The following is a 15827-nucleotide window of genomic DNA, read 5'->3' on the forward strand; positions in this document are numbered from 1 at the left end:
CATTCGCCAGCACATTGACGGTCACCGGCGTGTCTTCGTCAGTGGTGGCGCTGTCGTTGCCCGTCACCGGGGCATCGTTTACCGCAGTGACAGTGATGGTCAACGTTCCTGTAGCCAATCCTCCCTGGCTATTACTGACGGTGTAGGTCACCGTGTCGGTGCCGTTAAAGTTGGCATTCGGGGTGTAGGTCAGCGTGCCATCGGCGTTGATGGAGACAACACCGTTACCTGCGACAGCACTCTGTAGAGTCAAGGGCGGGCCGCTTGCATTGGTATCATTCGCCAATACATCCACCGTCACCGGTGTGTCTTCCAATGTATTTGCGCTATCAGGATTTGCCGAAGGAGCACTACTCACCGATGAAATGGTCACCGTTAGCGTCCCCAGGGCAGTACCGCCGACACCATCACTGACGGTATAAGTCACCGTATCAGTACCGCTGTAATTCGTATCAGGCGTATAGGTCAGGGTGCCATCCGGGTTGATCACCACTGTGCCGTGATCAGCACTGGCGGCTGTCACCGTCAGCGTATCGCCATCCACATCACTGTCATTGTTCAACACATTGACCGTGACTGGTATGTTTTGACTGGTAGCAGCCGTATCCGTTCCAGCCACAGGTGCGTCATTCACGGCCGTCACCGTGACAGTCAATGAGCCGGTTGCTACCCCACCCACCCCGTCGCTGACGGTGTAGGTCACGGTATCGGTGCCATTAAAGTTAGCGTTGGGGGTGTAGGTCATCGTGCCATTGGCGTTGATCACCACCGTGCCGTGCCCGGCGCTGGCCGAGGTCACCGTCAGCGTATCACCGTCCACATCACTGTCGTTCGCCAGCACATTGACGGTGACCGGCGTGTCTTCAGCCGTCGTGGCCGTGTCGTTCGCGGCGACTGGCGCATCGTTCACCGGTGTGATAGTGACCGCCACGCTGGCGGTCGCGGTGCCGCCGTGGCCGTCGCTGACGGTGTAGCTGATAGTGTCGCTACCGTTGTAGTTGGCGGCCGGGGTGTAAGTCAGCGTGCCATTGGCGTTGATCACCACCGTGCCGTGCCCGGCGCTGGCGGCGGTCACCGTCAGCGGGTTACCGTCCACATCGCTGTCGTTCGCCAGCACATTCACCGTCACCGGCGTGTCTTCCGCCGTGGTGGCCGTGTCGTTCGCGGCGACTGGCGCATCGTTCACCGGTGTGATGGTGACCGCCACGCTGGCGGTCGCAGTGCCACCGTGGCCGTCGCTGACGGTGTAGCTGATGGTGTCGCTACCGTTGTAGTTGGCGGCCGGGGTGTAAGTCAGCGTGCCATTGGCGTTGATCACCACCGTGCCGTGCCCCGCGCTGGCGGCGGTCACCGTCAGCGTATCACCGTCCACATCGCTGTCGTTCGCCAGCACATTCACCGTCACCGGCGTGTCTTCAGCCGTGGTGGCCGTGTCGTTCGCGGCGACTGGCGCGTCATTGACTGGCGTAACCGTCACGGTCACCGTCCCCGTCGCGCTGGCCCCCAGGCCATCACTGATCTTATAGGTAATGGTGTCGCTGCCGTTGTAGTTCGCCGCCGGGGTGTAGGTCAGCGTGCCGTTGGCGTTGATCACCACCGTGCCGTGCCCGGCGCTGGCCGACGTCACGGTCAGGGTATTACAGTCTGCATCGGTATCGTTCGCCAGCACATTCACCGTCACCGACGTATCCTCCGGCGTGGTGGCAGTGTCCGGATTGGCAACGGGTGGCGTATTAATGTGGATAGTGACCGTAGTAGTTTCCGTGGTGCCATTACTGGTAACGGTATACGTAAACGAGTCGTTGCCCAGATAACCGCTAGTGGGGGTGTAGACCGCGTTACCGGTGCTATCAATCACCACCGTACCGTGTGATGGCGTGCTGTAAGACGTCACCCTCGCATTGATGTTTTCAAAGGTATCGTTCGCCATGACGTTGAAGCTGACTGGCGAGCTAACGTTGGTGATAATGGAATCACTGACAATATCCGCCACCGGCGCAATACCAATTGGCAGCGAGACGGTAATCGGTATCGCCAGCAAGGTATCGGTTGCCCCAACAGTGATAGTCACCGGGCCGTTATAGTCCGCATCCGGGGTATAAATCAGGCCATTCAACGCTGCCCTGATATCAACAATGCTACCCTGCATGGTGATGTTGCTGTCGTTAATGCCATCTCCCTGGCTAAGCGACAGATTGGCAGTCTGGGATAGCGTCAGCGAACCTATTGGCACCGACAATGAGACTTTGGCGATGCTGCCATCCAGATCGCCGATACTGATTTGGGTGCCCAAAATATCGGCGAAGACTATCGGCGTATCTTCATTGAACAGGTTGACGATCACCGGCAACGATAATGTCGGCAAGCGATTGACCGTTACAGCGACCGTACCTGGCAGCAACGCCGACAGCCCCTTGCTGTCAGCAACGGTATAAGTGATGGTATCCACACCGAAATAGCCGGCATTGGGTTGATAAGTCAGCGTGCTATCAGCATTAACCGTCACCTTGCCAAATAGCGCACTGGCCCCGGTGACCTTGACGGCATCCCCCTCCGAATCGATATCGTTCGCGGTCACATTAATGATGGTCGAGCTATTTTGGCTCACCAGTGCTACATCAGCCACGGCGGTAGGCGCGGTATTTATTCCCAACAACAGGTTGCTATGCCAGCCTGTCGGATTGATGGATTCGGTTTCGATACTGCCGACATGGCTTTCCAGCACCCAGTTACCGTCAATACCGGTAATATCGGATGACGCCGCCACATCTGAATCCAGCGACGACGATAGTGCGTTCAATAACTGTTGCCCGGCATCATTCCCAACATTACAGCCATAAATTAAAACATCAGCAGAACTATTCAGTGATAAATTAATTTGCTGCAACATGGTTTGATAACTATCGATATTCCCCGCCGAGATTAATGCATTGCCCAATTCAATCTGGCCACTATCACCATGGGAAATAATATGAATTGCATCAACGTTTTTATAATTAGAAAGAATATCAGCAATCTGATTCAGCCCATCCTGATTACTATCCAGAATATAAACCGAAGCACCAGCCGGTAATTGTGAAACTAGCGCATCTTTATTTGGCAACGCACCGTCAATAAAGAAAACCTCGACGCGGGCGGGCGGCGTTTCGATTTGGCTAATTGCCTGAATTAAATCGGTATTGGTATGATCCTGCGCTGCTGAATCGGCGCTACCGTCATGGCTGGCGCTGTCTGGCTGATCATTAGCAACCAGATCCGCCGTGGCAACCGCTGCGGCATCAAACATCAAACGGCGCTCAAGCACCATGCGGGTCGCGTTATATAGAGTTCGTTGCTGGGCCATAAGCATCACCGATATTGACAGGTTTGAAAAACAGGCAACCGCCCCCACGCCAACCGGCAGGATGTCCATGGCAAAAATCTGTTATTCTAAAAATCTATACCCTAAATACTTCAAGTTGCAGGACAACGCACCTGCAACTTGAAGTATGACGGGTATATACCTGGTGTAAAAATCGATAACACTAAAATAGAAAAAATGCGTAAGCATTAACTTAAAATTAAACACAACTTTGTGGTTTTATCAACAATAAAACCGGTAGAAATCATTAGGCTGTGATCATTCACTAACACGTGAAAAATACTCAGTGAAAGCGAAAGTCCGGCATGATTCCCGCCGCGTTTCAGGCAGACGTTTTCTGCGCTCGTGCCGTCCCCGACTCATGCCAGTGTTCAGTAATGCGCGGCATACTGCCTTCAATCCAGTCAACCAGTACCCGCACCTTCTCTGCGGCCTCTTTCCCCAACGGAGTCAGGCTATATTCCACGTGCGGTGGCACCACATCATAGGCCACCCGGTTTATCAGGCCATCACCTTCCAGACATTGTAAGGTCTGGGCCAGCATACGTTCGCTGACACCGTTGATCAGGCGGCGCAGCTCACTAAAACGGAGTGTTTTCGATTCCAATACAATAAGAATCAGGATACCCCAACGACTGGTGATGTGCTGGAGCACACCACGTGACGGGCAAGCTGCCGCCAGCACGTCGCCGCGCTGAAATTTTTCGATTGTCCGCATACCTTACCCTTTGCCGCTCACTGATTACCGAATCACATTGTGCCTGAACATTCAGGGTAAGGAGGCTCCCTTAAATAAGCAATCGCTTTCGTGCGCCGTCTCTCCGGCCGTATCAGGCAGCGGCAGGCTGCAATAGCATAAAATAATCTGATGGAATACGGTTGATTGAATGACACCGAATACAATCGAGGGAAAAGACATTGAAAGAATCCGGGTCACCGCAAAATGAATATTCACTTTATCTAATGAGGGCTATGGTTTAAAAATAGACATAAGCCCCACGGCAATTCAAGAAATTCATTCACTCAAATAAGCCGAGTTAAACCCCTTTATTCACTCAATCAATAAATCCAATAAATTCAATTCACTAGGGAATCATTATGCCTAAACATGCCTGAAACCGGGTAAAGGGCTATCGCCGCCAGAAATGAAAATGCTAGGCTGTGCCACTATTGTCGCAAGACACGCCGAAACGCAGTTTTAGTTTGACGCGAGATATTCATTCCTTTCAACCAAGGTATGTTTTTGCTCAGCCTGAATAAGGGTGTCCTCGCGTTTTATTTATTTTAGTTATCGAATTTATACCCAAAATAATTCGAGTTGCAGGAAGGCGGCAAGTGAGTGAATCCCGATGAGCTTACTCAGGTAAGTGATTCGGGTGAATGAGCGCAGCCAACACACCTGCAACTTGAAGTATGACGGGTATACACATATAAAAAAACTACGAGCACACAGCAAAAAGGAATTTTTTCCTCAATACCTTCGTTGATAAAGGATGCTCGTATGCATAAAAGATCACTTGTCCGCGCCATGACGGTAGCGGGTCTATTTTCTCCTGCCGTGACACTTGCCGCTGGAACCTGGTCAGATGCCAGGAACGATGCCATGGGCGGAACAGGGGTTGCTTCATCACACTACGGCTCCGCCGCGTTAGTCAACCCAGCACTGCTGACCAAAGCACAACCCAGTGATAACGTTAGCCTGATCCTGCCTTCGGTAGGCGCGGTGGTGTCTGACCCCGACAAAGTGGAAGATAAATTCGACCGCATCAAAAGCAGTTGGGATAGCATCAAAGACCTGCTGAACGCCAGCAGCGGCATCACTAACCCGCTGTTGCGTCGACTGGCATTACAACAAGGTATTTCCTCCTTTCAGTCACTGAGAAGTGATTTGCACAGCATCAATGACGACCGTGCTTACGGCGATGCTGCCGCCGCGACCGTGGTGGCGGTTCCTAACGAAACACTGCCTTTTGCCGTCGTGGTCAAAGGCTGGGGCGTGGCGAATGCCAAAGCCGTGGTGACCGACCGCGACCTGGCGTATCTGGATAGCGTGGCGGCGGGCACCACCATTCCCACATCGGCTGACCTGAACAATTTCACCTCACGGGCTGAAGGCGTGGGCGCGCTGGTGACCGAATACGGCGTTGCGATGGCAAAATCGTTCAGCATCGCTGGTCAGCCGGTTTCCGTCGGTATCACCCCCAAACTGCAACGGATCGACACCTATAACTATATTGCCTCGATCAATAACTACAGCACGTCCGATTTCCGCAATTCAGAGTTCAAGAAATCCAGTTCCGGTGCCAACCTGGATCTCGGATTCAGTACCGATCTGACATCACGCTGGAGCGCCGGGCTGGTAGCGCAGAACCTGATTAACCGTCGCATCGACACCAAAGAGGTGCAGGGTATACAGAGAACCTTCAACCTTCGGCCACAAGTCACCGCAGGCACCGCCTGGAATACAGAAGCGCTGACGCTGGCTACCGATATCGACCTGACGCCCGCCAGCGGTTTTGACTCAGAGAAGAAAAATCAGTACGCCGGTGTAGGTGCAGAATACCGCGTATTGTCCTGGGCGCAGTTACGCGTCGGTTATCGCGCCAATATGCGCGACAGCGACAGAAATCTGGTCACCGCCGGTCTTGGTCTGTCGCCGTTTGGCGTACACCTCGACCTGACGGGCATGGTCGGCACTGAAAGCAAGCACACCTACGGTGCCGCAGCCAAACTGAGCTTTACCTTCTGATCTCGCTGCCCCGGCATCGTCACGGATGCCGGGGCACCGTTCATCGATTCGCCCCGCCGTTCTCTCCCTGCGTTTTATCGCGCGTTTCCCACTGCATTACCAGGCTGATCGCTGCTGGCAACACCGTCAGCGTTAATAACGTAGCGACGATCAACCCGCCGATAATGGCGTAGGCCATCGGCCCCCAAAAGACCTGATGGGAAATCGGGATCATCCCTAGAATTGCCGCCAGCGCGGTCAACAGAATCGGTCGGGAGCGGTGACGCGCCGCATGGATAATCGCCTCGCTGGCGGACATACCCGCCGCCGTGTTGGTGTCCACTTCACTAATCAGGATCACCGCGTTACGAATGATCATTCCCGCCAGTGCAATCACCCCCAATAAGGCGACAAACCCCATCGGCGTCCCCGTCGGCAACATCGCCGCCACCACGCCAATCAGCCCGAACGGTGCCATCAGCAACGCCAGCATCATGCGAGAGAAGCGTTGTAACTGCACCATCAGCAAAATCAGCATCACCAGCAATGTCACCGGCAACACCTGATACACCGAGTTGTTGCCTTTGTTAGACTCCGCCACCGAGCCGCCTTCCTCAATGTGATACCCCATTGGCAAGGCCGCCTGATAAGCCGCCACCTGTGGTGCCAGCGCTGTCGATAAGGTCTGGGCGCGCACGCCCGGTGCCAGGTCAGTTTGTACCGTGATAAACGGCAAGCGCTGTCGACGCCAGATGATCGGCTCGTCTACACCGTATCCGATAGAGGCGATTTGCCCCAGCGGCACTTGCTGGCCGTTAGCGGCGCGCAGTTGCAGGCTGGCGACGGTATCCAGATTTTGGCGCTCCTCATCCCGGGCGCGCACCACCACCCCCACCATCCGGTTGCGATCGCGTACACTGGTCACCACCGAACCGGAGAAAATGGTCGCCAACGCGCTGGCGACATCCTGCGAGCTGATACCCACCGCCCGCGCCTCGGTCTGGTTAACATCAACACGAATAGCACGCTCTGGTTCACCGGCGGTCAGGTTAACTTCGCGCGCATCCGGGTTATTGCCGACCAGCGTCGCCAGTCCGGTGGCGTACTCACGCACTTTATTGATATCCGGCCCGGTTACCCGGTACTTAAGCGGCCAGCCGACCGGCGGCCCCAGTTCCAGCGGCGATACGCGGGTCACCAGGTCGCCGAAGTCCTGTTGCAAACGTTTCTCCAGCCGGGCGCGCAGCGCATCGCGTTCCTTTAATCCTTTCGCTACCATCACCAGTTGCGCGATATTTTCATTCTGCAACAGCACATCCATCGGCAAATAGAAACGCACCGCGCCGGACCCAATATAGGTGGAGTAATGATCCAGATCCGGATCGTTTTTCAACGACTGCTCCAGCCGCACGACCTCACGCTCAGTGGCCTCTTGCGAGGCATTGCGCGGCAATGTCAGGCTGACCAACAGTTCCGGTCGGTCCGACGCCGGGAAAAACTCGCCCTCCAGCCGACCGGCCGCCACGACCGCCAGCGCCAGCAGCGCCACCGCCAGCAACAGCGTGCGGCCGCGATAGCGCAACGCCGCCGTCAATAACCGGTCATACATCCGCGACAGGCGGCCAGGCTGGGCGTCATGAGATTTCAGGGTCCTGGGCAGCAGCCAGACGCCGATCAGCGGCGAAAACAGAATCGCCACCACCCACGAACTGAGCAGCGAAATCAGCACCACAATGAACAGCGAATAGCAGTATTCACCCGCGCTGGAAGCGGCAAACCCCACCGGAATAAACCCAGCCACCATCACCAGCGTGCCGGTCAGCATCGGAAATGCAGTAGTTTCGTAAGCGCGGGTGGCGGCCTGTTCGCGGGCTTCGCCCTTCTCCAGGCTGGACACCATCGCCTCTACCGTGATCATGGCGTCGTCCACCAACAGCCCGAGCGCGATGATCAACGCGCCCAGCGAAATCCGCTGCAAACCGATACCGGCTATCTCCATGCCGGTGAACGTCATCGCCAGTACAATCGGAATCGACGCAGCCACCACCAGCCCGGCACGGCTGCCCAACGATACGAACGACACCGCCAGCACAATCACCACCGCTTCCAGCAGCACCTTGACGAAACCGTTAACCGAGGATTTCACCACCGATGACTGGTCCGCCACGTTGACGACCTCGATACCGTGCGGCAGCGATGCGCTAATCGTCGCCATTTTACTGCGCAACGCCTGACCGAAATCCAGCATGTTGCCGGTCGGTGCCATCGAGATCGCCAGCCCGATGGCAGGTTGACCGTTGACCCGAAATGTCGGTGTCGGGGGCTCCGCCACCTGACGGTGAATGGTAGCAATATCAGTCAGCGGGATAAAACGCCCACCGATACGCAGCGTGACCTGACGTAAGCTCTCTTCAGAAACAAACGCACCACTGACGCGTAACGCCACCTGGTCACTATCAGTCCGGATGGTGCCTGCCGGGCTAACGGCATTCTGCGCCTGTAGCGCCGCGGTGACCTGCTGCAAATCCAGCCCCATACCGGCCAGTTGCCGCGGAGAAAACGCCACCACGATTTGCTCCTCCTGAGCGCCCAGCACATCGATTTTACCGACATCCGGCGTGGTAAGCAGTTCGGTACGGATGTCATCCACCTTGTCACGCAACTCGCGCGGTGAGTAGCCGTCGGCAGTAAAGCCATAAATGGTGCCGAAGGTATCGTCGAACTCGTCGTTCACCGCCGGTTCGCTCACCCCGTCTGGCAGACTGGGGGTAATGTCTTTCATTTTTTTGCGCAGGGTGTACCAAATGCCCTTTACCTCTGACGGCGGCGTACTGTCGCGCAGGTTGACGAAAATCACCGCTTCACCGGGCCTGCTGTAGCTTTCGATAAAATCCAGGTAGGGGATTTCTTGTAGTTTCTTTTCCAGCACATCGGTCACAAAACTAACGGTGTCTTGCACCGTGGCCCCCGGCCAGCTGGCGGACACCACCGCGGTTTTGATGGTAAAAGCCGGGTCTTCGTTACGTGGCAAACGTTCGTAGCTCATGACGCCCGCCGCCACAATCACCAGCATAAAAAACGCTACCAGTTGTTGATGAGCCAGCGCCCAGGCGGAGAAGTTCCACTTCTGTTTGAATGCGGATGACATTACTGGCCCTCCGTTAGCGCGACCTTCTCGCCCGCTCGCAACTTGCTGACGCCAGCGGTCACCACCTTGTCGCCGACGGTCAAGCCATCCGCAACCACGATCTGCGAGTCACTGTAATTACGCAGCGTAATCGGCTGCAACCGCAGCGTCTGCGTTTGCGGGTCGACCACAAAGACCGCCGGGCGATCACCCTGACGAGTTAACGCCGATGCGGGTAGTTCAATGGCGTTGCCCCCCGGCAACGTGACTTCACCTTGTACGGTCGCGCCCAGCACCATCTCCTGCGGTGGTTCGACGAGTGAAACCCGCACCCGCCAGGTGCGCGTTTCGCTATCGGCCAGCGGACTGACGTCACGCACATGCCCTTGTGTTTTGACAGCCGGGTTGGACAACAATGAAACCGTCACCAGCGGATCCTTCAACCCGCTGGTAATCAGACGCTCAGAGACATTAAACACCGCATCGCGGCCGGTGAAGGTCGCCAACCGCACGACCTCCTGACCCGCGTTTACCACCTGACCGGGGTTCGCGCTAACGGCGGTAATGACCCCGGCGACCGGCGCAGACAAGCGGGTATAGCCCAGACGATCCTGCGCGCTTTTGACGCTGGCCTGCGCACTTTCACGCACAGAAACCGCTGAAGCCCAGTTAGATTGCGCTTCATCCAATTGCGAACGGGAAATGGCACCATTGGGCGCGAGCAGTTTCATCCGGTTCAGGTTCTGCTCTGCCAGCCGTTCCGAGGCGACCGCACGGGCCAGGTCCGCTTTCGCACTCTGCAACTGGTTTTCACTGTCACGCGCATCCAGTGTCGCGATCACATCGCCAGCCTTGACGACAGCGCCTACGTCCACCGCACGCGAAATCACCCGCCCGTCAAGACGAAAACCCAACGCGGTTTCTTCGGTCGGGCGGATCTCTCCAGTCTGCGACAGCACTTCGCCCGTGGCAGACGGGGCGACGGTTACGGTGCGAACCGGACGCGGCGGCGCAGGTGCCGGTTCACTGCTGGTGTTGTCGCAGCCAGACAATAGGCTTGCCAGCAACAGCAGCACCCCCAGCCCGCCGAGACGAAAAATGACGTTTCCCCCATGATGGGTGAAGTGATGAAAGGCGCGAAGGGTGGACTCGGTGTTTGTCATGATGGGCTTCCTGTTACCAACTGGTAACTATTACACCGCACACATTTCCAGATTGTTTCCACGCTTCATCAAGAAACGGTCAAGAGCGCTGAAAAATTGATTCACACTCAGCCACCATGAACGCAACGAGGTCACACCGCCGGTAGTTCAAGCAGAAAACACATGCCGCCCTCTGGGTGATTCTCCGCCCTCAGGCTACCGCCCAGCACCTCGCAAATCGCCAGCGCGATCGACAACCCCAGCCCGCTACCGCCTGAATGACGCGCCCGCGAAGTATCGGCACGGGAAAAGCGCTCGAAAATATGCGGCAGGAAGGCGTCACTTACACCGGGACCGAAATCACGAAAGCAGATCAACCAACGATTGTCACGCCGTACCACGTCAATGTGTTGCGCCTTGCCTTCTACCGCGTAGCGCAACGCGTTATCCATCAGGATGGTGAATACCTGCCCCAGCCGGAGTGGGTCCGCCAGGCAATACCCTTCCTCGTCAGCGTGCAGGATGATGCTAAACCCTGCGGTTTCGGCATTCGGCTTTAACCAGGCGATGCGGTCGCGCAGCAGCTCTACCGGGTTCAACCGGGTGTTATCGATAGCCAACTGACCGGCGCTCACCATCGACAACAAATGCAGATCCTCAATCAGACGGTTGAGGTTAAGCATCTGGTTCATCACCATCTGTAACTGCCGCTCGTCAGGAGGAAAAACACCGTCCAGCATCCCCTGCAAGCGCCCCATTGCGGCGGTCAGCGGCGAGCGCAGTTCGTGCGCCATCGCCACGTGCGAGGCATGTAACTCACGCTCATAACGCTCCAGTTGGGACGTCATGGCATTGAAGTCTTGGGTCAGCAGCGTCAGCTCTGCCGGTGCGCCCGGCACCATACGAGCGCGGGTGGTAAACTGCCCGCGCGCCACCGCACGGGCAGACAACGCCAGTTGGCTGAACTGCACCGACAACGGTCGTGCCGCCCACAGCCCCAACATCACAATCAGCGGAATGGCAACCAGCACCAGCACCCAAAGGATCAGCCAGTCTTCAGAAGCAATGGACAGGTCGAAAGATTTAGGGCCGAACCAGGTGTCCAAAATCTCGTAGTAACGGGTGCGATTCAGCGCAGGGTTGTGCTGTAGTGTGGTGAGTTCCTGACGCACCGCTTCCGGCATTCGATGGATAACCCACAGATTCCAGATGGCAAACCGCAGCCACATACAGGTGGCGATTAGCACTATCGAGCCAATCGCCAGCGACAAAATGCGAATACAGAGCCATCGCCATAGCGACAGCGGAGGCATGTTTTTCATGGCTGACGGAACCTGTAGCCAAACGCGCGGACCGTCAGCAGTACACCACCGATGCCGACCGCTTCGAGCTTCTTGCGCAGGTTATAAATATGGGTATCCACCACCCGCTCCAGTGCATCGCTGTCCGGCAGGCACGCCTCCAGCAACTCCTGACGGGAAAACGCCCTGGTCTGTGCGCGCAGCAGCGTCGCTAATAGGCTGAACTCCGTCGGAGTTAAATCCAGCGGCTGGCGATGGCCTTGCACATCGGTCACGGAAACAACCATCGCATCCTGATCGACCTCCAGCGCACCAAAGGTCAACACACGTCCGGCCGTCATCGCACCGCTGGTACGCCGTAACACCGCCTGCACCCGCGCGACCACCTCGCCGGGATGGTAGGGTTTGGTCACGTAATCGTCCGCACCGTAACGCAGCGCCCCGATCTTATCGGTATCGTCCCCCATCGCAGTGACCATGATCACCGGTACATCGCTTTTGCGACGCAGAGCGGCCAGTACTTCGGTGCCATTCATTCCCGGCAGCATCACATCCAGCAAGATCAGATCCGGTTTCAGGCGCTGGGCCATATCCAACCCACTCACCCCATCTCCTGCCAGCAAAACCTGAAAGTTGTCACGTTTCAGGTAAGCTTCCAGCACGCTGGCAGCATCCGTGTCATCTTCGATTATCAGAATGCGTTTCGGACTCATCGTGGTTCTCTTGATAATTTCTTCATGATTTGCTGACGGTACATTGACGCTGATGCGTATACTAACCAGCTCTCGTACAGGGATGCACGAAAACACCTGTTACAGGCAACACATTTACCCGTTTAAGGAGTCAGTCAGGATGATAGTGCGACATATTCCCTTTTATATAGCTACTTTTTTCTTCGCCAGTAGCAACGTCAGTTGGGCCGACGATGCCGCGCCCGGTCAGCAGGATGGCGTGACCCTTGGTCTTGCAGTCCACAATGCGCCGCGCTACAGCGGCTCGGATGAACGCCGCACAGATCTGCTGCCAGTGATTCAGGCTCGTCAGGGTGCCTTCTTTTTCGACACCGCCAAAGGCGCAGGTTATGACTTGCAGTTCGGCCAGTTTTATCTTGAGCACACGCTGGGCTACGCCCCTGGACGTACCGACAAGAAATCCTCTTTCCGCGCAGGTTCTGACAAATTACGCGGGATGGGCAACATTGATGGCGTGCTGAATACCGCCGTGGCGATGGGTTGGCAATTTACCGATCAACTGTCGGTAGAAGCGAAGGCAATTCTGCCGCTGACCGACAGCCAGGGCGTGCAATACCAGACATCGCTCACTGCCATCCTGTTCCAGGATAAATCGGATACGCTAGGTACTCAGGGGACGCTGCTATTTGGTGATGCGCGCTATAACAACCTGTTTTATGGCGTCAACCAGCAGCAAAGCCAGAACTCCGGCTACCGCACCTATCAGGCCGGAAGTGGTCTGTACGGTCAGTCCATCTCGCTGTTCTGGAGCCATCAGTTTGATCCGCACTGGACTACCACGCTCAGCGGCAGCTATACCCACCTGAACGATAAAGCCTCAAACAGCCCCATTGTTTTTCGCGCCGAGCAGGGCGAAGGGACGTTTGCCGTCAGCTATACGTTCTAATCCAGCCTCTGTCGTCTCCGGTATCTGTGCCTGTTACATTCCGGCGGCGACAGGCTACTGTGTTATCGTCTTCTCTCCACCTTCTGCCATTGCTAACCGAAAACATTGACCAGCAATGTTGACGCACCCTTATATTGATACTCACATTAAATTTAATAATTCATCACATGATTGTTTAATACATCTATAGTTATATTAATCATGACTGAATTTATTAATTAAGCACAAAAAGCTAAACGAAGTGACAACAAGATAAGAAAAGCCTGCCGGGAAATTGAAATCTTAAAACCCACTGAAATAGAATACCGCCGCTGTGTCTGAGCGCGATTCAGACAGTACCTCCCTCTTTACATAAAAATGGTCTTAACATCATGAAAACAATACTCATCACCGGGGCCACAGGCTTCCTGGGCGGTGCTGTGATGGAAAAAGCGCTACAGGACAAGCAAATTGAAAATATGTTTATGCTGGTCAGAGCCGAAAATAAACAGAGCGGACTTAAACGAATCCTAAATAACTTGCGTAAATTTGATATTTCGGAATCGTCATTATCTCGCTTAACAGAAGAGAATATTATTATCGGCGATTTGGCCGAGCCCGAATCTTTTCTTCAACATCCGGCGCTGGATAGCATTACTCATGTTATCAACAGTGCTGCAATTGCTTCTTTTGGCAATAATCCGCTGATCTGGAAAGTGAATGTGGAAGGCACGTTGGCTTTTGCCAAACGGATGAGCCAGGTGAAATCGCTGCAAAAATTCATTCAGATCGGCACCGCGATGTCCTGCGTACCGGATCAGGACGAAGTGGTAGAGGAGTCCAACCTGCTGGATACGGAAAAATCACACATCGTTGAATACACCCTGTCCAAAGCCACCATCGAAAACCTGATGCGCGAGCACTGCCCGGCTATGCCGCTGCTGATTGTGCGCCCGTCGATCATCGTCGGCCATTCCCGTCTGGGCTGTAAGCCATCCAGCAGTATCTACTGGGTGTTTGAGATGGCGATGAAACTCCAGAAATTCATGTGCTCGCTTGACGATAAAATCGATGTTATTCCGGTGGATTTCTGCGCCGAAGCGATCCTGATGCTGCTGCACGCTGAGCAGGCCGTTGACGATATCTACCATATTTCTGCTGGCGAAGCCTCCAGCGTGAGTTTCAGCGAAGTCGACATGGCAATGGCGCAGGCCGCCTCACGCCCACCGATGGGAGAAGCCTACCGTCAGGTGAGTTACCCTGACCTGATCAAACTGCGCAGCAGCTTCAGCGCGTTGTACGGCCCCTGCAATGAACGCCTGATGCTGCGAGCCATGCGTTTATACGGTTCATTCGCCCAATTGAACGTCAAGTTCAGCAACCGCAAGTTACTGCAACTGGGTATGAAAACCCCGCCGCGCTTTACCGAGTATGTAGGTAAATGCGTTGAAACCACCCGTCAGTTTAGCGTGCCTGAACTGATGACGGTGGACTTCAAATAACGCCCTGCATTTACAGGGCGTCCGTCGATATGTTCAGACCGTATTATTTCACGCATCGCCGATAGACTGGCGTGAGCCAGGGCAAACTAATTGCCTGCTTTTGATATGGTACATTTCCAGATTGGGCCGCAGGAAAAACGCCATTTCCCACGGGTTCTTATTGATAAACGCGTGGCGAACATCCTCAAACAGTGACGTTGCCGGGTCGATCAGGTAGGCATCGCCTTCAATCAGGGTGTAGTTCCATTCGATTGAACGTTCAAAGGTGTAGTGCGAACGTTCATCCATGGCGAAAAAGCAGTGCGGGTTACGTTTGAGCAGTTTGGATTTAAACGTTTCCGGGAAGGTAATCAGGAAAATATCGTCTTCCACCGAGGAAAGGAATGCCAGCACCGTGGTGTGCGGCTGTTCTTCCGCCATCGTGACTAACACACCGACTTTATTGGTAAAGTCTTTACGTTCGGTATCCGGCAACGTCGTCATCGAGGTAAACGGCACCGGTCGCTCCGGCCGGAGATCGGTCGGGAACAGATAGCCTGGCTCGCGAATATCCACCACCGGCGTAAAACCATGTAATAGCTGGCACTCACGCGGTGCCAGAATCACCCAGTCGTCATCCACGCTGACCACGCGCCCTTTATAGGAGGCACGGTACACCGAAATATTGGCGTCAAACTCATCAACACCGGTGCGATTATCAAGATGCACCGTCGCCAAATCACCCACCGCCAGATCATGCCCCTTGGGGAAAAACACCCGCAGGCTGTTATCGGCGCGTGGATAAACACCACAGATATGAATTACCACCTTTCCTTGTTGGTAACAGGCCAGTACCCCCAGCACCTGTTTGCCAAGATACGTCGTCAGACTCATGTTGCAGCACCTTGTTTATTATTCTCGTTACCGGATACGTCAGACTGTGTGTAGAACCACCACAGGCATCGACTGGACGGATTTCTCCCGCCCACCACGTCTGCTGTTTCCACCCTATGCGAGCGGCAGATTGACTGTCAAGGCGTTTGCAGTCGGTGTCTCCCCCCTCGCAGATA

10 protein-coding genes are annotated in these 15827 nt (G+C 55.2%); 3 read left to right on the forward strand and 7 right to left on the reverse strand.

The genetic code is table 11. The annotated features are described in order from the left end of the window. Both OB87_RS15325 and OB87_RS15330 read right to left on the reverse strand, forming a co-directional pair. A partial coding sequence (locus OB87_RS15325; protein WP_161783621.1) for an Ig-like domain-containing protein occupies positions 1-3343 on the reverse strand: 3343 nt, incomplete at its 3' end. Between the two features lie 340 nt (positions 3344-3683). Continuing rightward, complete coding sequence (locus tag OB87_RS15330) at positions 3684-4079, reverse strand: winged helix-turn-helix transcriptional regulator (RefSeq protein ID WP_033570286.1); 396 nt, start codon at positions 4077-4079, stop codon at positions 3684-3686. 783 nt (positions 4080-4862) lie between these two features. On the opposite strand from OB87_RS15330, the gene OB87_RS15335 reads away from it, so the two are divergent. Next, positions 4863-6110 carry a conjugal transfer protein TraF gene (locus OB87_RS15335; RefSeq protein ID WP_033570287.1) on the forward strand — a complete coding sequence of 416 codons (1248 nt, stop codon included), beginning with the start codon at positions 4863-4865 and terminating at the stop codon, positions 6108-6110. A gap of 40 nt (positions 6111-6150) precedes the next feature. On the opposite strand, the gene OB87_RS15340 is transcribed toward OB87_RS15335, so the two are convergent. From OB87_RS15340 to OB87_RS15355, 4 genes are all read right to left on the reverse strand, one after another. Continuing rightward, positions 6151-9237: an efflux RND transporter permease subunit gene (locus OB87_RS15340; RefSeq protein WP_033570288.1), complete on the reverse strand. Its 3087-nt coding sequence runs from the start codon at positions 9235-9237 to the stop codon at positions 6151-6153. Then, positions 9237-10379: an efflux RND transporter periplasmic adaptor subunit gene (locus OB87_RS15345; RefSeq protein WP_081977404.1), complete on the reverse strand. Its 1143-nt coding sequence runs from the start codon at positions 10377-10379 to the stop codon at positions 9237-9239. The genes OB87_RS15340 and OB87_RS15345 overlap by 1 nt, the downstream gene beginning before the upstream one ends. 131 nt (positions 10380-10510) lie before the next feature. After that, positions 10511-11680, reverse strand: coding sequence for a sensor histidine kinase (locus OB87_RS15350; RefSeq protein ID WP_033570289.1), 1170 nt, complete (start codon positions 11678-11680; stop codon positions 10511-10513). Then, positions 11677-12372 (reverse strand): response regulator, encoded by a 696-nt coding sequence (locus OB87_RS15355; RefSeq protein WP_033570290.1) that lies wholly within the window; start codon positions 12370-12372, stop codon positions 11677-11679. The genes OB87_RS15350 and OB87_RS15355 overlap by 4 nt, the downstream gene beginning before the upstream one ends. Before the next feature lie 139 nt (positions 12373-12511). Between OB87_RS15355 and OB87_RS15360 the strand changes: the two genes are divergently transcribed. Both OB87_RS15360 and OB87_RS15365 read left to right on the forward strand, forming a co-directional pair. Then, positions 12512-13297, forward strand: coding sequence for a MipA/OmpV family protein (locus OB87_RS15360; protein ID WP_033570291.1), 786 nt, complete (start codon positions 12512-12514; stop codon positions 13295-13297). A 371-nt stretch (positions 13298-13668) separates the two neighbouring features. Beyond that, a complete protein-coding gene (locus OB87_RS15365) occupies positions 13669-14778 on the forward strand; it encodes an SDR family oxidoreductase (protein WP_033570292.1) in 1110 nt (369 codons plus the stop codon). Between the two features lie 48 nt (positions 14779-14826). Here OB87_RS15365 and OB87_RS15370 read toward each other — a convergent pair whose 3' ends face one another. Then, positions 14827-15651 carry a hypothetical protein gene (locus OB87_RS15370; RefSeq protein WP_033570293.1) on the reverse strand — a complete coding sequence of 275 codons (825 nt, stop codon included), beginning with the start codon at positions 15649-15651 and terminating at the stop codon, positions 14827-14829. Positions 15652-15827: the final 176 nt, after the last annotated feature.

Source organism: Dickeya undicola (assembly GCF_000784735.1).
Classification (GTDB): domain Bacteria; phylum Pseudomonadota; class Gammaproteobacteria; order Enterobacterales; family Enterobacteriaceae; genus Dickeya; species Dickeya undicola.

Coding starts and splice junctions, on each gene's coding strand:
- OB87_RS15350 (WP_033570289.1), bottom strand. CDS start 11,680: ATGAAAAACATGCCTCCGCTGTCGCTATGGCGATGGCTCTGTATTCGC.
- OB87_RS15340 (WP_033570288.1), bottom strand. CDS start 9,237: ATGTCATCCGCATTCAAACAGAAGTGGAACTTCTCCGCCTGGGCGCTG.
- OB87_RS15355 (WP_033570290.1), bottom strand. CDS start 12,372: ATGAGTCCGAAACGCATTCTGATAATCGAAGATGACACGGATGCTGCC.
- OB87_RS15335 (WP_033570287.1), top strand. CDS start 4,863: ATGCATAAAAGATCACTTGTCCGCGCCATGACGGTAGCGGGTCTATTT.
- OB87_RS15360 (WP_033570291.1), top strand. CDS start 12,512: ATGATAGTGCGACATATTCCCTTTTATATAGCTACTTTTTTCTTCGCC.
- OB87_RS15370 (WP_033570293.1), bottom strand. CDS start 15,651: ATGAGTCTGACGACGTATCTTGGCAAACAGGTGCTGGGGGTACTGGCC.
- OB87_RS15365 (WP_033570292.1), top strand. CDS start 13,669: ATGAAAACAATACTCATCACCGGGGCCACAGGCTTCCTGGGCGGTGCT.
- OB87_RS15345 (WP_081977404.1), bottom strand. CDS start 10,379: ATGACAAACACCGAGTCCACCCTTCGCGCCTTTCATCACTTCACCCAT.
- OB87_RS15330 (WP_033570286.1), bottom strand. CDS start 4,079: ATGCGGACAATCGAAAAATTTCAGCGCGGCGACGTGCTGGCGGCAGCT.